The following is a 22,299-nucleotide window of genomic DNA, read 5'->3' as shown; positions in this document are numbered from 1 at the left end:
CGCCACCTATCGATAGCGGCGCTCGGCGCGCGGATAGCGGCGGCCGCTTCCAGTCACCGGGCGACCAAATTGCTCTTCGCGCACACGGGAGCGTGGCTCCTGCGGGCGGGCGTGACGCCCCCGCTGCTTCTTTTTCGGCTTAGACACCGGCTGCGGCTCGCCGATGAAAAAGAGGCGATCAAAAAACGGGCGGCCAAAGTTCTGCATTGCGGAAATCTGCATCGGCTCGTGGCGCGCTACATTGCACAGCACGCCCATCGAACCGATGGTGATAATCGCCGCGGTACCGCCGGCGGAGATCATGGGCAGCTGAATACCGGTCACTGGCAGCAGGCCAATGACATAGCCAATATTGACGAAGGCCTGGGTAACCACACCGATGGTCAACGAGGCGGCGAGCAAAGATTGGAACTGATTCTGTGCCCGCATCGCGGTGCGCAGGCCCACATATCCCAAAGCTGCAAAGAGGAAGATAACGAGCGCGCCGCCCCACCAGCCAAGCTCCTCACCCACGATGGCGTAAATAAAGTCATTCTTCGCCTCTGGCAGGTAGAACCACTTGGCGCGGGATTGGCCGATGCCAACGCCCCAGAAGCCGCCGTCGGCAAGCGAGAGGAAGCCCTGGTAAGACTGGAAACCAGTGCCTTGAGTATCGGAGATATTGCCCAACAAGGCGTCGAAATAGGTGTGGAAGCGATTCGAGCGGAAACCGCCTTTCAAGAAAATCCCGATCAACCCCAAGACCGCGGCAACGCCAATCGTTGCGGGGACTCTCCAGTCAACGCCGGCGAAAATGAGGGTAAAGACCACCACGATGGCGAAGGATAACGCCATGCCCATGTCCCCTTGACCGACGATGAGCAAAAACATTCCTGCAGAAATAAAGGAATACATCATGAAGGGGTCAGAAAGCTTCATGGATTTGTGTTCCTTGTCGGCCAGGACGCTCGCACCAAACATGCCTACGGCAATGCGCGCGAGCTCCGAGGGCTGCAAGGAAAACGGACCGAGGTAAATCCACGACTGCGAACCCACCTCTTCACGGCCGGTGCCTACACCGGGGATGAGCACCGCAATGAGCAAAATAATAGAAAGGCCCACGATCCACGGCACGCATTTGCGCAAAGTATGTGGCGAGACCTGCAGGCCCAGCCAAAAGGCAAGGAGACCAAAAAACACCATGACGCACTGCCGTAGCGCCTGGTTCCACACCCCGCCGTCCTCGGTCAATGACGTGGCCATTGAAGAGGAAAAGACCATGAGCACACCAATGCCCACGAGCGTGAAAATGATAAAGCGCAACAGCTGGTAATCTAGGCCGGCCTGCTGGCGGGCTTGCTCGCGCAGCTCACGAACGCGGTCGCCAAAGCTCTTGGAGCGCGGGCGCTGCTGGGAGGTGGCCGTCATATGTTCTCCTGATCTTCAATATCTAGCTCTAGTCGCGGGTGAGCTCCCGCGCGGCTACGGCAAAGAAGTCACCGCGTTGAGCCATGCCGGTATACATATCCAACGATGCCGCAGCCGGTGCCAAAAGGACGGTATCCCCGGCTTCGGCGTGTTGCAGTGCAGCATCCACCGCTGCATTCATGGCCGCGGCAGGGTCGTTGCTTTGGATAACGTCTACAGGTGCATGTGGTGCGTGTTCGGCCAGTGCCTGGGCGATTTCTTGCCTATCCGCGCCGAGAACTACCGCGGCCTTGATCTGGGCGGCGTGCTTGGCGACGAGCCCGTCTACCTCCGCCCCCTTCAACTGCCCGCCGGCAATCCATACAACGGAATTGAGCCCTTTTAGCGCTGCATCCGCTGCGTGTGGGTTGGTGGCCTTGGAGTTATCGATGAAACTGATACCGGAATGCTCATGAATCACAGCGCCACGGTGCCCGGCGACGGTATACGCTGCCAGCCCCTGCGCGATGGAGCGGGGGCTAGCGCCTGCCAAGTGCGCGACGCTCGCCGCGGCCGCAGCGTCCAAGACTCCTGCCAAGCCAGCGGGCTCGATACCCTCGGCGGAAGCGAGATCCTCCCGCTCCTGGGCGAGCCGAGAGAGAAGGCGGCCGGCGCTTACGCCTACCTCCCCCTCTGCAGGTTCAGCGGCGGTAAAGCCGTATAGATTAGCTGTATTCTCGGCGTAGCGCACCGCCGCGTCATCGTCCTTGCCCACGACGGCGGCTTGGCCGTCGAGCACCTTGGCTTTGGCCTGCGCATAAGCGTCGAACGAGCCATGCCAATCGAGGTGGTCTTCTGCCAAGTTCAACAGCACGCCCACATCTGGGCGCAACTGGCTAGACCAGTGCAGCTGGAAAGAAGAAAGCTCGGCACAAAGGACGTCGACGCGAGGGGTGGCGGTGAGGGCGTCGAAAAGCGAAACGCCAATATTGCCCACCGCCAGTGCGCGCTTGCCGGTGCGCTCGGCATCGGCCTGCATAATCTGGGCCAACATTCCGGTGGTGGTGGTTTTGCCGTTAGTTCCGGTGACCACTAACCAGGTGCGCGGTGCCCCGAAGACGCCGGATCGGTCCAAGCGATAGGCAAGCTCCACATCGCCGATCACCTCTACCCCAGCGTTCTGAAAAGCAACCAACAAAGGCGAGTCAGGACGCCAGCCGGGCGAGGTAATCACGAGGTCAAACTCGCTTTGGGCAGCGGAGTCAACGGAAACCGTAGCTACGCCGTAGTCCTCCGCCAACGCCTCTAGAGCAGCTTCGTTGGAATCTGCCACGGTAGTATCCACGCCGAGTCTGGTGAGCATAGCGACGCAACCGCGCCCGGATACTCCCGCCCCAGCCACGAGCACGCGACCGCGCAAGGAGGATGGCAACTCGGTCATCTGTTTTTCCTCTTTCCTCGATAAAGCTAGAAGGCGTGAGTCTTAAGAACTAAAACCGACCGCGGACAGCCAGTCACCATAAAAGATGCATACGCCGGCAATGGCGGCCATGGCGCTGAGCAACCAAAAGCGAGTGACCACGGCGGTCTCTGCCCAGCCACCGTTTTCAAAGTGATGGTGGATGGGCGCCATGCGGAAAAAGCGCTTTCCGGTGCTGCGGAAGACGATGATCTGGATAACCACGGAGACCGTCTCAATAACGAAGATGGCGCCGATGATGATCATGAGCAGCTCGGTACGGGTGGTCACGGACAGGCCAGCGACGAGACCACCGAGTGCTAGTGAGCCGGTATCGCCCATAAAGATTTTCGCCGGTGCGGCATTCCACCACAAAAAGCCCAAGCAACCGCCCAGGCCAGCTGCAGCCAGCACGGCGAGGTCGAGTGGGTCACGGACCTCATAGCACCCCGCCGCGGGCGACACCGCGCAAGAGTTGCGGAACTGCCAGAAGGAAATGAGCGCGTAGGCTCCCATGACCATCGCAGTGGTGCCGGCGGCCAAACCGTCGAGGCCGTCGGTGAGGTTTACGGCATTCGACCACGCCGCGATGAGTAGATAGAGAAAGACCAAGAAAACGATGGTGCCGATAATGGCGCCGCCCACGGCGATATCGAAGGTGTCAAAATCGCGGACGAAGGACAGGTTTGTAGACGCCGGGGTCAAGCCGTGTGCATCTGGGAACTGCAGTGCCAAGATGCCGAAGATAAGCGCGACGGCTAGTTGACCTACCAGCTTGGCGGTCTTATTGAGGCCGAGGTTACGCTTTTTAAACAGCTTGATGAAGTCATCGGCAAAGCCCAGTCCGCCCAAGCCCATGGTGAGGAAGTAGACCAAGAGACCGGAGGGGCTAAAGCCACCGTTGCCCGTCACGCGGGCGTAAATGCCCACCACAAGGTAGGCCACAGTGATGGCGAGCAAAATCGCCAGTCCGCCCATGGTTGGGGTGCCGCGCTTGCGTAGGTGCAGCTGTGGCCCGTCCTCACGGATTTCCTGCCCCTTGCCTACGCCGGAAAAATAGCGGACCAACATGGGAGTGGTAAAAATCGCGACGAGGAAGCTGAGGATGCCCGCGATAATGATCTGAGTCATTGCTAGAGGTCTTTCTCCTTGTACTGAGGACTAACGGCGATTGAGCTTTTCTGCCACGCGCCACAGGCGCTGGGCATTCGATGACTTGATGAGGACAACGTCTTTGGCCTCGCGCTCCGCCCAGTCTTCGATGCCGGCAGGCGCTACCCTAATGATGTCTTCGACCGCCGCCGCAGCGGTGTCAACATCTGGGCTGATAGTAGTATTTATACCCTGCGCCCGTGCGGCCTCGACCATCGCCCTCATATTCTCGTTATCTCCCACGGCCACGAGGTAGCCAACGTGGTATTTGGAAAGGACCTCGCCCAATGTGCGGTGGGCAGCCACCGCTTCGCCGCCGAGTTCTCCCATCTCACCGAGCACGGCGATGGCACGGGCATCCGGACGAGCGGCTGAGGTATAGGCCAGCGCGGCAATCGCCGCGTGCATGGAATCGGGATTGGCATTATAGGAGTCATCGATGGTGGTGACTCCATCGCGGCGGGTGCGTACGTCCATGCGGTGTTCGGAGGCATTTTGGTGCCCCGATAGCGCGCTGGCTACCACCTGCGGGTCCATGCCTGATTCAATGGCTGCGGCCGCCGCTGCCAAAGCATTTGATACTTGGTGCCGGCCAAAGACCTGCAGTTTTACTGGAAGCGGGTCTGTGCCCGGCGCATGCAGCACGAACGAGGGGCGGGCCACATCATCGAGCTGGATTTCACTGGCGTAGTACTGGGCGTCGGCAGCCGGCGGCTTATTTGCCGAGTAGTAAACCACCTTTGCTGAGGTGCGCGGTGCCATGCCGGCGACGAAGGGATCATCGGCATTGAGCACAGCGACCCCGCCCTCAGCGGCCGAGGGCAGGGCCTCCACAAGCTCGCCTTTGGCTTGGGCGATGTTTTCACGCGAGCCAAACTCGCCTAGGTGAGCGGTGCCCACGTTGAGCACTACGCCCACGGTGGGTGCGGTAATAGTTGTCAGGTGGCGGATATGGCCAATTCCGCGGGCAGACATTTCGGCAACGAGGAAGCGGGTGTGCTCATCACAGCGCAAAGCGGTATAGGGCAGACCGACCTCGTTATTAAAGGAACCAGGAGGGGCAACGGTATCGCCCTCTGCGCGGAAAATAGTGGCCAGCAGGTCCTTGGTGGAGGTCTTTCCGGCTGAGCCGGTCACACCGACGATCTCTAGGCCCTGCTCCGCGGTCAGGCGGCGGGTGACTTCCCTGGCAATATCGGACAGCGCCTGGACAACCGCAGCGGCAGAGCCGTCCTCGTCGTGAGCATAGATATCCGCGTTCGCAGCATCACCGGTAACGCGGCCTTGAGGCTTAACGACGACCGCCGGAACGCCGACCGGCCGCGCGGCAAGCACCGCTACAGCGCCCTGCTCAACGGCCTTTTCCGCATAGTCGTGGCCATCCACTCGGGCGCCGGGCAGGGCAAGAAACAACCCACCTTTGGTTACCTTCCGGGAATCGAATTCGATGAACCCGGTAACGCGCTGGTCTGGGTCAGAAACGCAATCGAGGCTGCCCCCGGTGATTTCGGCAATATCGGCAATAGAAAGTGGAATCATGACTACTCCTTCGCATCCCTAAGGGTATCGCGCTGTAGGGTTCCGGCCAGTTTCTTCTCGATGGCGCGTGCCATTTCTTCGCGGTCATCAAAGTGCAAGGTTTTCCCGTTAACAAGTTGGCCCACCTCGTGGCCCTTGCCGACGACGATGACGGCATCGCCTGGCTCGGCCCAGTCAACGACTTCATCGATGGCACGGGCACGAGAACCTACCTCACGAATATCGCCCTGGGGCGCGGCTTCGCGTGCACCGTCCACCACCGCAGCACGAATAGTGGCAGGGTCCTCAGAGCGTGGGTTGTCATCGGTGACCACAGTGAGGTCAGCGCGGGTGGCCGCGGCAGCGCCCATGATGGGGCGTTTTGAGCTATCACGGTCTCCGCCGGCGCCGACGACGATGCCGACGCGCCCCTTGGTTCCTTCTAGTTGGCCGCGCAGAGTATCAAGCACCGCGGCGATAGCTGCCGGCTTATGGGCATAGTCCACCACGGCCACAAAGTCTTGGCCGCGGTCGATGCGCTCCATACGGCCGGGAACAGCGACCTTTTCCACGCCCGAGAGGAACTCCGCCGGCGACTCTCCTACCGCTACGGCCATGCCCAGCGCCAAACAGGCATTGGCGATATTGAACTCGCCAGGCAGTGGCAACCGGAAGGAGAAATCGGCACCGTCATAGTTCAAGGCGACCTCTTGGGCGCCGGTAGCCTCGGTGGCGGTTTGGTGCGCAGAAATCGTGGCCGCAGCCCCCTGAGTGGCCACCGTGGTTACGGGGTGGCCAGCGCTCTCGGCGACGCCGCGCATGCGCCCGCCCCACTCATCATCGAGGCAGATTACAGCCTGCTCGGCCGCCTGTTCCCCAGCAAAGAGCTTGGCCTTAGCTTCAAAGTAGTCCTCCATGGTGGGGTGAAAATCCAGGTGATCCTGGCTTAAATTCGTAAACCCGCCCACGGCAAACCGGGTTCCGCGCACGCGTCCCAACTCCAGTGCATGCGAAGATACCTCCATCACCACGTGGGTGACGCCCTCGCTTTTCATGCGCGCGAATAGCTCTTGCAAGGTAGGTGCCTCGGGAGTAGTAAGCGAGGTAGGAACCGGGGTGCGGTTAATACGAGTACCGGTGGTACCGATAAGCCCCACGGAATGCCCAGCATGGAGCAGACCAGCTTCAAGCAGGTAGCTCGTGGTGGTCTTGCCGGAGGTACCGGTGACGCCAATGACCGTCAGTTCCCGGGTGGGGTGGCCATAAATTTCAGCGGAAATCGGACCGAGCACGGCACGAATATCGTCCACCACCACAATGGGGCGGGTCTCTTGGGCCCGGCTGAGCAGGTCGAGTCCGGCGGCGTCGGTAAGCACAGCCGCAGCCTTAGTATCGCGGGCGAACTGCGCGCCGTGTGCACGTGTGCCCGGCAGGGCGGCAAAAAGCGCGCCCTCAGGCAGACGGGAAGAATCCAGCCCGCACGCGGAGACCTCCACGGAGGCATCACCAATGACGCGCCCGCCAGAAAGCTGGGCGAGAGTATCCAATGAAACGGTCATACTAAGCTCCTATTGTGCCCGCAGGGTCAGCCGCGGTGCTGGTTTCGAAGTCGGAATATTGTCACGGTTGAGCAGCCAGGAGGCGATGTCTCGGAAAATCGGCGCTGCCGATTGGCCGCCGCCTCCATTGTCCTCCACACCGGATTTGGGTTCATCCAACATGACGGCAACGACGAAGCGCGGATCATCGGCCGGTGCGATACCGGCAAAGGTGATCCAATAGGCGGAGTTCGAATAGGCCCCGGTATTCGGATCGACCTTTTGAGCTGTACCAGTCTTGCCGGAGAGCTGATAACCCTTGAGTTGCGCATTACCGGCCGTGCCATTTTGCAGGCCAGCGTCATCGTCTTGGAAGACGGCCCGGAACATATCCACCGTTGTCTTGGCGGTTTCAGGGCTTATCACCTGGGTCTTTTTTGGCTCCTCCAGCTTTTCTTCCTTGCCGTCTGGCCCCTTCACAGAGTCAATGATGCGCGGCTCGATGCGCTCGCCGCCATTTGCCAATGTTTGGTACACGCTCGCCATCTGCAAGGTGGTCCAGGACTGGCCCTGACCAATGGGCAGGTTGGCGAAGGTGCCGCCGGACCATTGCTCCAGGTCCGGCACGCTACCGGCAGATTCATTCGGTAGTTCTACGCCGGTGGTATTACCCAAACCAAACTTTTCCAAGTACTTCGCGTACTTTTCTTGGCCCAATTTATCGGCAAGCATCAAGGTGCCCACATTGGAGGATTTACCAAAGATGCCGGTCGTTGTATAGGGCTCGGTGCCGTGCTGCCACGCATCGTTAACGGTCACACCCGCCATATCGATGGATCCCGGAACCTGGTGCACCTCGTCCGGGGTGGTCACTCCCTCTTGCAATGCGGCAGCAGCGGTAACCACCTTGGCTACAGAGCCTGGCTCATAAGGGTGCGAGACGCTGTGGTTTTCAAAGTCTTTGCCCTCATCGAGCTGATCCTCAATATTCTTGTTGGGATCTACGGTATCGGTATTGGCCATGGCGAGAACTTGGCCGGTCGCAGCATCAAGGACCACAGCCTCCGCGCCAGAAGCCTTGGAGTTGGCCTTGGCCTTCTCCAGCTTTTGCTGCACATAAGTCTGCAGGTCCAAATCGAGGGTGAGGGTGACATCGCGGCCATCAACGGTATCAACGACATCACGGAGCGTGCCGGGGATAACCTGGCCATCCGCGGATACGTCCTCGGTTGACTGGCCGTCAATGCCGGTTAGTTCCGTATCGCGCGCGGCCTCGAAGCCAAATTGGCCATGGCCATCCATGGATACCTTGCCCACGACATTCTCCCCAATAGCGCCATTGGGGTACTGGCGAATGTCTTGCCGGTCTGCTGCCACTCCGTGGTACTTATTGGAAATCTCTACGGCTACATCCGGATCGACATTGCGCACCAATACCTCGTATTGGGTATCGGCCTTGAGCTTATTAAGAATGTCTTCCTTTTCCACCTTGGAGGTCGAAGCTCCCGAATCCTCAATCATCTTCGGGATTCCCTCCGCCATGTCTTTGAGGGTCTCCTCCATTTTCTGGTTGAGGAAGCTATCGAGCTTCTTATCGTCCATACCCTCAGTCGAGCCGTCATTCTGGGCCTCGATTTCGGCCTTGTCTTTTAGCTCATCGCGCAGACGAGTAGGTGAGACGGTCAAGGACCGAGACTTCATCGTATAAGCCAAGCGCTGGCCGTCGCGGTCTAAAATCTCTCCCCTACGGGCCGGCTCAATATAGACGCGCTCGCGCTGAGTTACGGCCTTGGCGGAAAGGTCCGGACCCCATACGAGCTGCACCCAGGCTAGTCGGCCGACAAGGACAACCATAGCCACGAGCACCACGGAGACGATAATGCGCAGACGCTTGCGCATCAGCTTCTTTTGCGGCACCGCGGAGCTGGTGGTGCGGCGCGGGCGGCGCCTAGCCCTACTTGGCGTAGTCACAGTCCAATGTCACCTTCCCTATTTCCGCCACAATTTCTTGCGTGTATTGATTGTGCCCTACAAAAGTCAGAATGCCCGCGCCACCACGCGCGAGCATCATCATTTTCACCGAATATTCTTTCCTAGCTACTCCGGCTACTCGGCGCGGCTGGCGTACGGCGCACGTGCGGGAAGGTTGGGGCGCGCGTCATCCTGCGCGGCGCCGGTATTCCCGGCATCACCGCCGCGGGTGGTGCGCTGTTGGCCTTGCGGCACGGCGTTTAAGGAATCCGAGAGGCCTTCAGTATCCTTCGGGTCGCTGGAAGCTTGGCCGGGGCGGATAGGTTCTCCGTTTACGTCAATAAGCTTTTCCGTATCCGGGGTGCCTTCGCGCTTATCGACGATCTTTCCATCGCCGCCGACTTCCGCAATACCTGGCTGCTTAGGAATGGCCATGCCCATTTCATCCGCACGGCGCGCGATGTCTGCAGAAGAGCTGAGATTTTCTGCATCACGGTTGAGGGTTTCAATCTGGTTATCCAGTTGGGAATCCTGAACGGTGAGCTGTTGGATGGCAAAGGTTTGCTTGGTAGACAAACCGGACAGCCACATTGCCACAGCTACGCCGACGATGAGAAGCGTAAGCGCGATGACAGACAGGCGGGCAAACAGCCCGCTCTTCTTAGTCTGCGGCTGCTGCTGCCGGCCGCGGAAGCTAACAACCTGCTTCGATCCCAGGCGGTTCGTGCTGCGGCTGCGGTGCGGAACCCGGGTGCGGCTCGGGGCACGCTTCGTGCTGGGACGCTCACGCAGCGCCGTCGGGGCTCCGGTATCGATTCCGGTGGTGAAGTCTCGGCTGGCGCCCATGGTGCGAGTGGCCTCTCTGTCGCGGCTGTCAGTCTTTAGGTGGTTTCGACGTGGGATTGTGCTCATGGCCTGCCTCCCGGCGGTAGAAATTCTGGCATTCCCTCGAGCCTTTCGATGGCACGAACACGCACCGACGCGGCCCGGGAATTTTCTGCAATCTCCTCTTCGGAGGCCTTTTCCGCGCCTCGCGTCACGATTGTGAATTTCGGCGCGGTGCCAGGAAGGTCCATTGGCAGTCCGGCCGGAGTTGTGGACGTGGTCAATTCTTTAAAGGCCGCCTTCACGATGCGGTCTTCCAAGGACTGGTAACTCATAAATACGGCACGGCCTCCTACCGATAGTGCTTGGGTAGTAACCGGCAGCACATTTTCGATAGCCTCCAACTCGCGGTTGACCTCGACGCGCAAGGCTTGAAAGGTGCGCTTCGCGGGGTGTCCCCCTGTACGCCGGGTCGCGGCCGGAATGGCGTCGTAAAGCAGCTCAACTAAGCGCGCGGAGTTAGTGAAAGGCTCCTTACCGCGCTCCTTCAGTACAGCCGAGGCAATTTTCCCGGCAAAACGCTCATCGCCATAGGTCTTGAGGATCCGAGCCAAATCACCGTGCGAATAGGTGTTGAGCACATCCGCCGCAGTAATCCCCTGCGAGGGATCCATACGCATATCCAGCGGTGCATCCGTCTTGTACGCGAATCCGCGGTCCGCCTGATCGAGCTGCATCGAAGAAACGCCAAGGTCAAAGAGGGCTCCGGCAAGGCCGACGCTGCGGGCCAGATCAAAGTTATAGCCCTCGCCTTCCGCAATGGCACTGCCCAACTCATCAAAGCGAGCGTTGACGCCAATGAAGCGATCGCCATAAGGCGCTAGACGTTCGGTTGCGTTGCGCAGCGCCTGCTGATCGCGGTCTACGCCAATCACTCGGACATTGGGGAAAGCTTCTAGAAAATAGCGGGTGTGGCCGCCGGCGCCCAAGGTGGCGTCAACAAGCACGGCTTTATCCCCCGCCGTTTCTACTTGGGGGCGCAGGAGATCGGCCATGCGCTCGCGCATGACAGGCACATGGCCGTGATTATCAGCCACGTCATAATTTAGGTTTTCAGTAGCCATGTCTCCCCGCAACCCCCTTTCTTCGAATCCCGGACTTCCAGTGGTGGAAAGCATGCGAGTGCGTATAGGGCCCTGTCCGAGGCAGGTTTCTGATATCGGGGAAGTACACCAGAATCATCCGCCTCGGACAGAGTCCTTACACGCACTCTTGTGCAGGCTTAGAGCAAGCCCGCCAGTACGTCATCGGCATCTGCGGCCGAATAAGCATCTTCAGTTTGCGACTGGTACTCGGCCCACGCGGCCGCGTCCCAAATTTCGAGAAAGTCCACAGAGCCAACCACAACGCATTCCTTGGACAGGTTCGCGTACTCCCGATGCCCCGCGGACAACGTGATTCGACCATGCCCGTCCGGCCGCTGTTCGTCCGCACTTGCTGCCAAGTTGCGAATGAAAGCGCGTGCCTCTGGGTTGGTTCGAGAAACCGCCGCTGCCTTCCGTGCTCGTGCCGCAAACTCCTCCCGTGGGTACACGGCCAACGAGTGGTCCTGCCCCTTGGTGACCATAAGGCCACCCGCGAGTTCATCGCGAAACTTTGCCGGAAGCGTAAGACGTCCTTTGTCATCGAGCTTCGGAGTGTAGGTTCCGAGAAACATCCCGGCATCCACCTTCCTTACTCGAAAACTCCGGATTCTCTCACTTCAGAATCGAGACGTTGAAGCCCCTCTTTCCTCCGCTGCGCCCCACTCTACCCCACTTTCCCCCACCTAACCCACTTATTGCCGCGTGTCTTTCAGTTAGTCCACAATTTCCCGCAGCTAGATAGCGGTTTCTTCAGTGGGAAGAAATCCCCTAAAAGACCTTGACAGCCCACTACAGCCACCCCTTACGCACCACCCGCAACACCAATATAATGCGCCCCGATTCCCTCACCTCCCCCATATCCTGTGTTATCAAGGCGTTTTGACTGGACCTACGGGAAAGCTACCCCACAACAGCCCACCGAATGCTTCTCCGGTGGGGCGAAGTGGGGAATTTTGGTTGGATACAAAAATCCCCGGTCAACCTTTGCTGGGTCGACCGGGGTGAGCTTGAAAATGAAAAGCGCTAACGCCCCTCAAAGCGGCGGCGGAAGTTTTCCTCCAGCTTATCGCTGACTCCGCCCCTACGGACGGCAGACTTCTTTGCACGGGCACCAGAATCACGCTTCTTCACCGAATAACCGGAGCCATCACCGCGCAGCATCCACACACCAGCGGCAAACATCACTAAAAAGCCCGCGATGGAAAGCGCAATAAACCACAGGCTCTGTTGTGCGAGGGCAACACCGCCAATGAGCATGCATAGACCGACAACAACGAGTGCTACACCACGCAGGGTTACCGCGCCGCCAGAGCCACCGAACGACGCAGGCTCAGAAACGGAAGCGCCAAACTTAGGATCATCAGCAAGTAACGATTCCTCAATTTCACGGAGCGTACGCTGCTCCTGTTCAGAAAGAGACACTGTTCCTCCAACTAGGGTTTGGGCTTCGGGCGGCAATAGTTCTACTTATATTAACGCCCAGAATAATCAGTATGTTCCCTAAAAGGTAGTGAGCGCCCCCACGCAGTGACTACGCGGCAAAAGAGCCAAAAGAAGTCTCTAACTCACTTTCATCCAAGAACTGTGCAGCACGCTGCATAAGACCGTAGACAAAATCCTCGCCCGGGACTTCATCCAAGCCCGATGCTACGCGAGCGCGGGTACGCGAATAGCCCTTAAAAGATTCAGCCCACCGCTTTTCCTCCACACCTACGAGCGCTAGCCGGTCCCATGCGCTAGAGGGGAGGCGGCGACGTCGAGCCACCGCCGATGCAGCTACCCGCGCCCCCGCGGTGCGAAGGGCCGATTGGTACGCCACCTCTAAAGCTTGATCGAACCTCCCCTCAGCCGCATAACCGCGTGCGGCATCCAATAATTCTCGAGCCTGAAAGAGGAACCGCGCTCGCTTGCCGCCCGCCCGGCCATTAGAACGGGTACGCGTTGCCGAAATAATCTGTGCCATTGCCTTTGTTCTTAACTAAATAAATAACGTCGTTGGTTTTGCCCATTGACCCTAAGGAAGCCGCCGGACATTTCACCCTTAAGAATAGTGCACCTGTTCGAATTAGACAAGGGTACACCCTGCGCACAAGGTTCTATAAGGCCGATTGTTCGACTTTTTAACACCGCGTCCGAAAGACAGAGTTCGCCCCACTGTCCGCCTCTGGGCCAGACTTCTGGTGTCATAGATACTGTGAGCTTTGAAATTCGCCGCCTAACCCCGCCGGAGTTTTCCTTACTGGCCCCTCAATTGGTTGAAATCCATATCGAGGCAATGAACTACAACCCCGCCATCGTGCACAGCCGCATCTCCAGCTGGCGACGTGACTTGACGCGCCCTGGATTCAGCGCGCAGATAGCCACCCAGGACGACGGCATCGTTGGGGTGTCCTATGGGTTTCTAGGTTCTCCGGATAGCTGGTGGGACGCTGAGCTTCGTCGCGGGCTACGTTTGCTGCAAGGCGGTCCCACTGAAGAGCAGTGGGACATCGTACGCAACTACTACGAATTGGCGGAGATCCACGTATTGCCGCAATACCAGGGACACGGCCTGGGTAAAAAGCTCTTAGAGGGATTGTTATGGAATGCCCCGGCGCGTTATGCCCTATTGTCCACGCCTGAAGTACCAAACGAGGACAACGGTGCCTTCCGCCTCTATAGGTCCGCCGGTTTTTTCGATGTCCTCCGCAATCACCTCTACCCCGCCGATGCCCGCCCTTTTGCCATCTTGGGCGCTAGGCTGCCGCTGTAAACCTCTGTTATTTCTTAAGTGTCCTAGGCGGTATCGTGTGGGATGTGACTATGCAAAATATTCCTGAGCTGGCGGACATTCCCGGTGCGGTACGCGAAGAACTCGCTGCCTTTCTTGATCAACGCCGAGAGCAGGTGGCCGCAATTGGTGCCCCTGTAACTAAGGCCGTGAGCTTTTTGGAATCCTTCGTGCTTGACGGCGGCAAGCGGGTGCGCCCCACCTATGCCTGGGCAGGATACCTCGCTGCTGGTCGCGGAGAAGAAGACCCGGAGGCCATGCTCCGCGCGGCCGCTTCCCTGGAATTTATCCAGGCATGTGCGCTCATCCATGATGACATTATCGATGCTTCAAATACCCGGCGCGGCAATCCTACGGTGCACCGAGGCGTCGAAAAGCTGCACCGCGAGTCGGGATACTTGGGGGACCCAGAATTTTTTGGCACGTCCGTAGCAATCTTGGTCGGCGATCTAGCGCTGGTTTATGCGGAGGACATGTTCCAGGACTCCGGTCTTAGTGCGGCAGCTTTACACCGAGCTCGCAGCGCGTGGCGCGGCATGCGAACTGAAGTCATTGGCGGACAACTTTTAGATATCGCTTTGGAGGCGGCCGGTTCCGAATCCGTAGCGCTTGCCAATTCCGTCAACCGCTATAAAACGGCCGCCTATACCATTGAACGCCCATTGCACTTGGGTGCCTCGATTGCCGGTGCTAGCGAAGAACTTATCGCAGCCTTCCGCGGCTACGGGCAAGATATCGGCATTGCCTACCAGTTGCGCGACGATCAATTGGGTGTCTTTGGCGATCCCGCCGTAACGGGCAAACCTGCCGGTGATGATCTGCGCGAAGGAAAACGCACCGAGCTTTTGGCGCTAGCGCTTCGTCGCGCGGATGAATCCGACCCGCAGGCTGCGGCCACCCTACGCAAGCTCATCGGTCACACCTCAGATCCCCAGGAGCTATCGCGCTTAGCGCAGATTATCGCTGATTCGGGCGCACCGGAAGATATTGAGCGCCGCATCGCATCACTGACGCAATCCGGTTTGCAGCACCTGCGCGCCGCACGAGTAGATCCCGCGGTAACCGAAACCCTAGAGCAGTTGGCAATCAAGGCCACGGCTCGCCACAAGTAGGTTTTTGCCGTGTCAAAGACGTACTCCTTTCCCATTCCGCGCGCGCTACCACTGGGATTATCGGCATCCTGTATTTTGCTGTTTGCCTCATTCTCCGGCGGCGCTACCCGGAACCGCGGCGGGCTCCTTGAGGCGCTAAATATTGGCTTCTTGTCTTATGGTCACGGGCGCAATCTCGGTCTTGCGCTGTACTGGGTGGGCATTTTCCTCTTAGCTGCGGCTTGGGTACTCGCTGGGCGCACCATTATTCGCCCGCAGCTTACTAACCCTCGCCCCAAGGGCGGCTTACGCGATATCCAGCGCATCCTCTTTGCCTGGGTCACTCCCCTTGTATTTGCCGGTCCCCTGGCTTCGCGCGATGTGTATTCCTATCTCATGCAGGGCGCAATGGTCCGCGACGGCTTCGATCCTTATACCGAAGGTGCTGCTGTCAATCCAGGCCCCTTCCTTCTTGAGGTTTCCCAGGACTGGCGCAATACCACCACGCCCTATGGCCCCCTTCATTTATGGATAGGTGAATTGGTCACCGGCTTGGTGGGTGACAACGTCACCGCAGGTGTCGCCGCGTATAAGGTTCTTTCCCTATTAGGTTTTATCACCATCGCTTGGTCTATCCCCCGCATCGCTTCGAAACTCGGCGCTGATCCGGCGGTAGCTTTGTGGCTCGGCGTGGCTAACCCAGTCATCATCTTGCACCTCATCGGCGGCATGCACAATGAATCTCTCATGGTGGGTCTCGTATCTATCGGGCTGCTAGCAGCTTTGAACAGGCATTTCCACGCCGCCCTCCTCCTCGTAGGCACGGCAGTGGCGATGAAGGCCACTGCCGTCATTGCGGCACCTTTCATTGTATGGATGATGCTTCACTACTACGCGCCCAAAGGCTCTAGCAAGTGGCGGTCGCTATTCGTCTTTGTGCTTTCTGGCCTAACTGCGCTGGTAGAAATCATCGCTGCGGTAGCCCTCATCACATGGATTTCGGGAACGTCTTGGGGCTGGTTGTCTCAGGTAAGCGGCAATTCCAAGGTGATCAACCCGCTTGCGGGGCCAACCCTAGCCACTGATGTAATCTTCCCCGCCGTGCAAATCTTTATGCCGGATGCTTCCTATAACGCCATCCTGGCTGTCTTGCGCAGCATCGCAATGGCCTGCATGCTCATCGGACTGGTGGCGGTGTGGTGGCTATGCCGCAAGGACGACCGCGACGCTGTCATGGGCACCGCGGCCGCCTACCAGGTCGCCTTTGTCTTCAATGCCGTGACCTTGCCGTGGTATTACGCCTCCATCTTTACCCTGATGGGCACGTTCCGGCCGCCATTATGGCTTATTAAATTCGCCTCCGGCGTGGCCCTGTTTATCGGCGTCTCCTTCTCCGGCGATGGCAATCACCAGCTCTACAACTGGTTCTGGGTCATCGGGATGATCGTGGTGGCATGGTTTGCCATTCAGTGGATATTTGAAGGCGTGCCTAAAAAGCGGCAGCCTGAGCACGCCGGATAACCTCGCGGGCGAGGTGACCATGCAAGGCATCGATGGGGCGGCCCGGCAGTGAATCATCCTCAGTAAAGAGGTGCTTGAAGATTTCGGTGTCCTTATAGCCGCCGTCGGTCAATACGGTAATCGCCGCGGTCACATGCTTGGCAATGACACCTTTATCATTGAAGAAGGCCAGCGGCACCCGCTTTCCTTCTGGGGAATCCCAGGCGATGAACTTTCGGTCCTGCAGCAGGTCATAGGCGCGCGTAATGGGCAAGTCTAGTTTTTCTGCTACTTGCTGCATGCTGAGCAGTTCTTCGTTAGCGAGCAAGGTATCTAGGGATTTTTCTGCATTAGTCACGTTCTCTACTTTAACGCGGGCTAGAGGATCAGCCATACTGGGAAGCATGACTAGGTTGGAAATTGGTGACGTGCTGGAAAACCGTTACCGCATCGATCGCCCCATTGCCCGCGGTGGCATGTCTACCGTCTATCGTTGCGTGGACATGCGGCTTGGGCGAGCGGTAGCGGCCAAGGTCATGGACGAGCGCTATTCCGATGACCCAGTTTTTATCAAGCGCTTTTCGCGCGAGGCCCGCGCCATGGCTCGTTTGCAGCATCCCAACCTCGTGGCTATTCACGACTTTTCGGCCGATGGTGAGCCCATCTACCTCATCATGGAGCTCATCGATGGCGGTACGCTGCGCGAGCTTCTGGCCGAAGGCGGCCCCTTCCCGGTGCAGGCAGCCACCTCTACCCTGCGCAATGTTCTCCGCGGCCTAGAGGAGGTGCATTCCACCGGGCTCATCCACCGCGACATCAAACCCGATAATGTGCTTATTACCTCCCACCACCGAGTAAAGGTGGGCGATTTTGGGCTGGTGCGCGCCACCAATGCCGAAGCCACGACAAACATGATTGTGGGCACCGTGTCCTACCTTGCGCCAGAGCAAGTCACAGGTGAGGAAATTACCCCGGCCTCAGATGTATATTCAGCCGGTATCGTCCTCTTCGAGCTGCTTACCGGCACCGTTCCCTTTTCTGGCGATACTCCCATGGCGCATGCCACGGCCCGCTTAAGTTCCGACGTCCCCGCGCCGTCGTCGCGTATCTCTGGTGTGCCCAAGCTTGTCGACGCCCTCGTGGCCACCGCCACCGCCCGTGATCCCCGTGAGCGCTTCTCCGACGCCGGGGAATTTCTCGAGGCACTCGATGACGTCGGCCGAGAGCTCGATCTCCCAGACGTGACCATCCCCGTGCCAAGGAACGCTGCGGCAGCGCGCACGGCACAGGCTCCTACGGATTTTTCTGGCACAGGAGCCACCGAGATCTTTGAGCCCACTCGCAGCATCTCGCAGGACGAAACGGAACATCTTGACGGTGGCCCGACAGAAGTCATCCCGCCGCAGCGCCTTAGTTTTGAAACAAAACTGGATATGCCTCAGGCGAGGGCCGCTCCAGGGCCGCAGCCACAACCGCAGCCATATTCCACGGCCGAGTCCCCCCTCGAGCCGTTTGCCCCGGCAGCTGCATCTGCGCCACCACCGGTGCCGGCGTCTGTCCCTGAGCAACCGGTCCACAGCGCACAAGAAGAACCCGCCGAGCGTCCGTTGACCAACCGCAATCCGCTTTCACTAGTTCTTTTCCTACTAGTGGTAGCGATTGCTGTTGGCGCGGTGGCGATCGGCGGGTGGTGGTTCGGTTCTTCGCTTTATGGCATGACGCCGAACCTGTGGATTTAGTTACGCAGCATCTCCGCAATGAGGAAGGACAGCTCTAGCGATTGCTGTGTATTCAAGCGCGGATCTACGGCAGACTCATAGCGGCCCGGCAGGTCCACGTCGGTGATGTCCTCGGCACCGCCTAGGCACTCGGTGACGTCTTCACCGGTGAACTCGAGGTGCACGCCACCCGGATGGGTGCCCAGTTCACGGTGGACCTCAAAGAAGCCTTGGACCTCGTCCACAATCTTGTCAAAGTGGCGAGTCTTATAACCATTGGATGCGGTAAAGGTATTGCCGTGCATCGGATCAGACTGCCAAACCACCTTGTGGCCTGAGTCTTCCACTGCCTTCACGATGGCAGGTAGAACGCTGCGGACCTTATCGTGGCCCATGCGCGAAATCATGGTCAGGCGACCAGGTTCACGGTTCGGGTCGAGCCTTTCTGCGTACTCCACGGCCTGCTCTGGGGTTACCCCTGGCCCCAGCTTGATGCCCACTGGGTTGCCAATCATCGCCGCAAAATTCACGTGGAAATCTTCGATACCTCGAGTGCGCTCACCAATCCATACTTGGTGTGCAGAAAGATCGTAGAGCTTGGTATCGCCGTTATTATCCAAGCCCAAGCGCAGCATGGAGCGCTCGTAGTCCTTCAGCAATGCTTCGTGCGAGCAGTAGATATCGGCAGAGCGCAAGGTGTCATCGTGCACGCCGCAGGCATTCATAAAGTTCAGGCCGTTTTCGATCTCACGGGCTAGGTCCTGGTAGCGGGCACCAGCGCGAGATTTACGCACGAACTCACGGTTCCACTCATGCAGGCGGTAGAGATCCGCAGTTCCAGACGAGGTTAGCGAACGTACCAGGTTCATTGCCGCCGAAGAGTTTGCGTAGGCGCGGATCATGCGGGCGGGGTCGTGACGGCGCGCCTCCTCGCTTGGCTCCACGCCATTGACAATGTCACCGCGGTAGTTCAACAGACCGTTAGAATCCGTATCAGAGGAACGCGGCTTGGCGTACTGGCCGGCGATGCGGCCCAGTTTCACCACGGGAACCGAGGCACCATAGGTCAACACCACGGCCATCTGCAGCAGCGTTTTCACATTGCCGCGGATATGCGGCTCGGTATTTGACTCAAACGTTTCTGCACAGTCGCCGCCTTGCAGCAAAAAAGCCTTGCCTAGGGCAACGTCTGCCAGCTTCTTCTTGAGCGCTTCAATCTCGGGCGCAACCACGATAGGAGGCACGGATTCGAGAATTTTGCGCACGTTATTGGCCTGGGAGGGATCCCAGCTTGGCTGCTGCTTTGCATCACGCTTGATGACGTCTTGGAAGACTTCCTCGATGCCCTCAGGCAATGGTGGAAGGTCCGGGAGAACGCCTTGCGGAATATCTACTGTCCAACTCACACTGCTATTTAACCATTAAGGACCTATAGCGCGTTAGTTAAATTCTAGATATTGATTCTATTGCCCTTAGAGAGCGGAAGCACCTGGGCGCAGGCACGGAACTTGGCAAGGTTATGGCGGGCGTCGACAAGCGCATCATGATTGCCCTTTGGCACGGCGGGCAAGCTTGGTCGTCCTGCAAACTCCCAGTACTGCTTGAGCTCGCGGGTATAGCGCGGCATCCGCCTAGGCAGCCCGGCCATATCTCCCCACAACTGCGCCAATACCACGTGATCGTAGGCTCCCACCCACGCCCACAGCTCTATCGGAGTGGAACTTTGGGTCAGGAATTCAAAGACCTCCGTGCGGATGGTCTCCAAAGGTTTCCACACTGGATCCCGGGGGCTGGGCAACTTGGCTAATACATTGTCTTTTACCCAAGAATTGGCCTTTGCCGGATCAAAATCCGTAGACACAGCGTAGTACTCGCTGCCATTCTCACCGACGATGCCGATGGAGACCAATTCAATGGTCTGTCCATCTTCGATAAATTCGGTGTCATAGAAGTAGCGCACGTCTCCCAAGCCTAGCGTCGCCTTATCCGGGGCGGTAAATTGGCCCCTTAAAGAGACAGTTGTACACTTCTGGCGTGAAGAAGTCTGTGTGGTTTACTGCATTTCCCTTGTGCCTATCTGCCCTCGTGGCCCTTTGGTGGCTGATTGATATTCCGGAGCTTTTCTCCGGCCATTTCTCCACCTACTACCACATTGACCTCGACGTTTACCGCGAAGGCGGTGCCGGCTTTGGCAGCGATTTATATGCCAAAGATTACCTAGTCGGCAGCAATCGCGATGTCTCTCTCCCCTTTACCTACCCGCCGTTTGCGGCGCTGCTTTTTGTCCCATTGAGCTGGATTCCCCTCACCGCCGCAAGCATCCTCATATCTATCGCTTCCTTTGCTGCGCTTTGGGGCTGCGTAGCCCTCGTTCTGCGTGCTTTGCGCTGCCCTGGCTGGGCAGGTTGGGCGCTTTTGGCCGCAATGCTTACTGAGCCGATCACGGAGACCTTTAGCTTCGGGCAGGTCAATATCTTGCTGACCGCACTAGTGGTGGTGGATATCCTCTGGCTTAGCCCCAGCCGTGGCCGCGGCGTGCTGACCGGTATTACAATGGCTATCAAGCTCACCCCCGCAGTATTCCTCGCCGTGTTCTTTGTCCGCAGGGAATGGCGCGCATTTTTCAGCGCGCTAGGCGCCTTCCTAGCCGCGGGTCTCCTTGCCTTTGCTTGCAATCCGCATAGTTCCATCCAGTACTGGAGCGATACGTTGCGCGATTCCAACCGCATTGGCGGCCTTGCCTATAGCTCCAACCAATCTCTGCGCGGATTCTTCAGCCGCCTAGCCCCAGAACACGCCGAAAAGCTATGGCTCGTAGCTGTTCTCCTCGTCATTGCCCTCGTCTGGTTTACCATGGAGCGTCTCTCACAGGAGAACCAAGCGGTGCTCATGCTTCTGGCCGCATCAGTTTCGCTGCTGTGCTCGCCGGTGTCGTGGTCGCACCACTTTACCTGGCTCGTTTTGGCGGGAGTGCTTCTGGTGGCCCGTCGCCACTGGGGGTTTGCCGCACTAACGTGGCTGGCGCTTCTGGCTCGCGGGCACTGGCTCGTGCCTCATGCCAATGACCAAGAGCTAAGCTGGGCCTGGTGGCAGCACATCGTGGGCAATGATTACGCCATCGTTACTGCCCTGCTGGTTCTTTGTTCGCTACCATTGGCTCTACGACGGGCCGGCGCTTATCAATCCGCGGTGGAACCAGCGTCCACCCAAGGATAGGTACCTTGCCCAGCGCCCACAGTGCCACCGAGGCCGCTGCCGAGTAGAAAAAGCAGGCGCCAATCCAGAACCAGGTATTTTCCATGGGCCACGCGCCGGCCAGGCTCACCGCGTAGTCACGGTGGGCCATGAAGAACCCGAATCCCACCGTCATGCCGATGGGGTGGGCCAAGTAAATGGGCAAGGTGTGCCGGCCCACAAACTTTACGAAGGTGGAAAGCGCCGGAATATGGCTGATGATGACCGCGCCGACGATGCCCGCTGGGGTTTCGAGCGTTTGCTCTGCAAAGCGAATCAAGAGATCTAAATCGCCCCGGCCGAGGACGTCCCCACCTGGCAATGGCCACTGCACAGCTACGTCACCTTCGATAGCATTCCAGGTTTGGCGGAGGGACAGGCCCGCAATGTAGCTAATGATGGCCACGCAATATACCCATAGCGAGCCTGTGCGGAAGTTGCCCTTGAAGGGTGCTTCGGCGGCGTCGGCAAACCGCGTAATTGGTCCACGCAAATAGGCCGCCCCCACGAAAATGGGCAAGAACATAATTGCCTTGCCGATGAAAAAATAGTGGTCCTGCCAGGCTATAAAAAGCAGCGGTGCAAAACTTAGTCCTATGCCCGCCCACGCTGGCAGCTTGCGCACGGCCCACAAAAATAGATTGAACAAAATGAGCGAGTGAATAAACCAAGCCATCGTGTGCCCCAAAAGCAGGTTATACAGTAGCTCAGTAACCTGGAGATAGGGATCACCGAAAACCCAGTGATACTCGATGCGCTTGGTCCATAGTTCAACGGTCATCCACACCGTATAGGGAACGAGGAAAAACCACAGGCGTCGAGTAAATAGCTCGCTAAAAGAATAGCGAAAAATCTTGGTAGAGAAATAGCCGGATACGAGAAAGAACAAGGGTAGGCGGAGCGGGTCCAGCCATACGTTTAGGGCAGCCAACCACGTTAGCTCACCTTCTGGAACTACCAGCGTGACGTGCAGCAGCACGACGCCGATAATG

20 protein-coding genes are annotated in these 22,299 nt (G+C 58.4%); 5 read left to right on the top strand and 15 right to left on the bottom strand.

Annotated features, from left to right (window positions below):
* Positions 1–6 precede the first annotated feature (6 nt).
* The 11 genes from QP904_RS07745 to QP904_RS07695 all read right to left on the bottom strand — a co-directional run bounded on the left by QP904_RS07745 (position 7) and on the right by QP904_RS07695 (position 12,957).
* Positions 7–1,407 (bottom strand): FtsW/RodA/SpoVE family cell cycle protein, encoded by a 1,401-nt coding sequence (locus QP904_RS07745; protein ID WP_023021201.1) that lies wholly within the window; start codon positions 1,405–1,407, stop codon positions 7–9.
* 28 nt (positions 1,408–1,435) lie between these two features.
* The gene (gene murD, locus QP904_RS07740) at positions 1,436–2,827 is read right to left on the bottom strand and encodes a UDP-N-acetylmuramoyl-L-alanine--D-glutamate ligase (protein ID WP_284835842.1); all 1,392 of its coding nucleotides are present in this window, start codon (positions 2,825–2,827) and stop codon (positions 1,436–1,438) included.
* Between the two features lie 42 nt (positions 2,828–2,869).
* Positions 2,870–3,976, bottom strand: coding sequence for a phospho-N-acetylmuramoyl-pentapeptide-transferase (gene mraY / locus QP904_RS07735; protein WP_023021199.1), 1,107 nt, complete (start codon positions 3,974–3,976; stop codon positions 2,870–2,872).
* A gap of 30 nt (positions 3,977–4,006) precedes the next feature.
* Positions 4,007–5,536 carry a UDP-N-acetylmuramoyl-tripeptide--D-alanyl-D-alanine ligase gene (locus QP904_RS07730; RefSeq protein ID WP_284835841.1) on the bottom strand — a complete coding sequence of 510 codons (1,530 nt, stop codon included), beginning with the start codon at positions 5,534–5,536 and terminating at the stop codon, positions 4,007–4,009.
* A 2-nt stretch (positions 5,537–5,538) separates the two neighbouring features.
* Positions 5,539–7,074: a UDP-N-acetylmuramoyl-L-alanyl-D-glutamate--2,6-diaminopimelate ligase gene (locus QP904_RS07725; protein ID WP_284835840.1), complete on the bottom strand. Its 1,536-nt coding sequence runs from the start codon at positions 7,072–7,074 to the stop codon at positions 5,539–5,541.
* Positions 7,075–7,083: 9 nt separating this feature from the next.
* Positions 7,084–8,952 carry a peptidoglycan D,D-transpeptidase FtsI family protein gene (locus tag QP904_RS07720; protein WP_034655422.1) on the bottom strand — a complete coding sequence of 623 codons (1,869 nt, stop codon included), beginning with the start codon at positions 8,950–8,952 and terminating at the stop codon, positions 7,084–7,086.
* A 207-nt stretch (positions 8,953–9,159) separates the two neighbouring features.
* Positions 9,160–9,936 (bottom strand): cell division protein FtsL, encoded by a 777-nt coding sequence (ftsL, locus tag QP904_RS07715; RefSeq protein ID WP_284835839.1) that lies wholly within the window; start codon positions 9,934–9,936, stop codon positions 9,160–9,162.
* Positions 9,933–10,973, bottom strand: a complete 1,041-nt coding sequence (rsmH, locus tag QP904_RS07710; RefSeq protein WP_284835838.1) for a 16S rRNA (cytosine(1402)-N(4))-methyltransferase RsmH — start codon at positions 10,971–10,973, stop codon at positions 9,933–9,935. The genes ftsL and rsmH overlap by 4 nt, the downstream gene beginning before the upstream one ends.
* Before the next feature lie 158 nt (positions 10,974–11,131).
* Positions 11,132–11,566, bottom strand: coding sequence for a division/cell wall cluster transcriptional repressor MraZ (gene mraZ, locus QP904_RS07705; protein ID WP_005324499.1), 435 nt, complete (start codon positions 11,564–11,566; stop codon positions 11,132–11,134).
* Between the two features lie 451 nt (positions 11,567–12,017).
* Positions 12,018–12,416 carry a DUF3040 domain-containing protein gene (locus QP904_RS07700; protein ID WP_284835837.1) on the bottom strand — a complete coding sequence of 133 codons (399 nt, stop codon included), beginning with the start codon at positions 12,414–12,416 and terminating at the stop codon, positions 12,018–12,020.
* 109 nt (positions 12,417–12,525) lie between these two features.
* Positions 12,526–12,957, bottom strand: a complete 432-nt coding sequence (locus QP904_RS07695; RefSeq protein WP_086587385.1) for an SAV_6107 family HEPN domain-containing protein — start codon at positions 12,955–12,957, stop codon at positions 12,526–12,528.
* Positions 12,958–13,188: 231 nt separating this feature from the next.
* Here QP904_RS07695 and QP904_RS07690 point away from each other — a divergent pair, with 231 nt between their 5' ends.
* The 3 genes from QP904_RS07690 to QP904_RS07680 are packed head-to-tail and all read left to right on the top strand — an operon-like array spanning position 13,189 to position 16,376.
* Entirely contained in the window at positions 13,189–13,746 is a 558-nt protein-coding gene (locus QP904_RS07690; RefSeq protein ID WP_284835836.1) for a GNAT family N-acetyltransferase, read from the top strand.
* A gap of 50 nt (positions 13,747–13,796) precedes the next feature.
* Complete coding sequence (locus tag QP904_RS07685; RefSeq protein ID WP_284835835.1) at positions 13,797–14,876, top strand: polyprenyl synthetase family protein; 1,080 nt, start codon at positions 13,797–13,799, stop codon at positions 14,874–14,876.
* Between the two features lie 9 nt (positions 14,877–14,885).
* Positions 14,886–16,376, top strand: coding sequence for an alpha-(1->6)-mannopyranosyltransferase A (locus QP904_RS07680; protein WP_239204385.1), 1,491 nt, complete (start codon positions 14,886–14,888; stop codon positions 16,374–16,376).
* Here QP904_RS07680 and QP904_RS07675 read toward each other — a convergent pair.
* Entirely contained in the window at positions 16,345–16,749 is a 405-nt protein-coding gene (locus tag QP904_RS07675; protein WP_023021188.1) for an Rv2175c family DNA-binding protein, read from the bottom strand. The genes QP904_RS07680 and QP904_RS07675 overlap by 32 nt on opposite strands.
* Before the next feature lie 10 nt (positions 16,750–16,759).
* Here QP904_RS07675 and QP904_RS07670 point away from each other — a divergent pair, with 10 nt between their 5' ends.
* On the top strand, positions 16,760–18,094 hold the full coding sequence (locus QP904_RS07670; RefSeq protein ID WP_284835834.1) for a protein kinase domain-containing protein: 1,335 nt from the start codon (positions 16,760–16,762) through the stop codon (positions 18,092–18,094).
* Here the strand turns inward: QP904_RS07670 and QP904_RS07665 are convergent.
* Both QP904_RS07665 and QP904_RS07660 read right to left on the bottom strand, forming a co-directional pair.
* Positions 18,091–19,479, bottom strand: coding sequence for a class II 3-deoxy-7-phosphoheptulonate synthase (locus QP904_RS07665; RefSeq protein ID WP_023021186.1), 1,389 nt, complete (start codon positions 19,477–19,479; stop codon positions 18,091–18,093). The genes QP904_RS07670 and QP904_RS07665 overlap by 4 nt on opposite strands.
* A 44-nt stretch (positions 19,480–19,523) precedes the next feature.
* Positions 19,524–20,033, bottom strand: a complete 510-nt coding sequence (locus tag QP904_RS07660; protein ID WP_239204554.1) for a polyadenylate-specific 3'-exoribonuclease AS — start codon at positions 20,031–20,033, stop codon at positions 19,524–19,526.
* 74 nt (positions 20,034–20,107) lie between these two features.
* Between QP904_RS07660 and QP904_RS07655 the strand changes: the two genes are divergently transcribed.
* Positions 20,108–21,289, top strand: coding sequence for a glycosyltransferase 87 family protein (locus QP904_RS07655; protein WP_284835833.1), 1,182 nt, complete (start codon positions 20,108–20,110; stop codon positions 21,287–21,289).
* On the opposite strand, the gene QP904_RS07650 is transcribed toward QP904_RS07655, so the two are convergent.
* Positions 21,195–22,286 carry an acyltransferase family protein gene (locus QP904_RS07650; protein WP_284835832.1) on the bottom strand — a complete coding sequence of 364 codons (1,092 nt, stop codon included), beginning with the start codon at positions 22,284–22,286 and terminating at the stop codon, positions 21,195–21,197. The genes QP904_RS07655 and QP904_RS07650 overlap by 95 nt on opposite strands.
* Positions 22,287–22,299 lie beyond the last annotated feature (13 nt).

It is taken from the genome of Corynebacterium nasorum, from assembly GCF_030229765.1.
GTDB lineage: Bacteria > Actinomycetota > Actinomycetes > Mycobacteriales > Mycobacteriaceae > Corynebacterium > Corynebacterium kefirresidentii.
The sequence above is the reverse complement of the archived record's forward strand: the minus strand, read 5'-3'. Positions and strand labels throughout refer to the sequence as shown.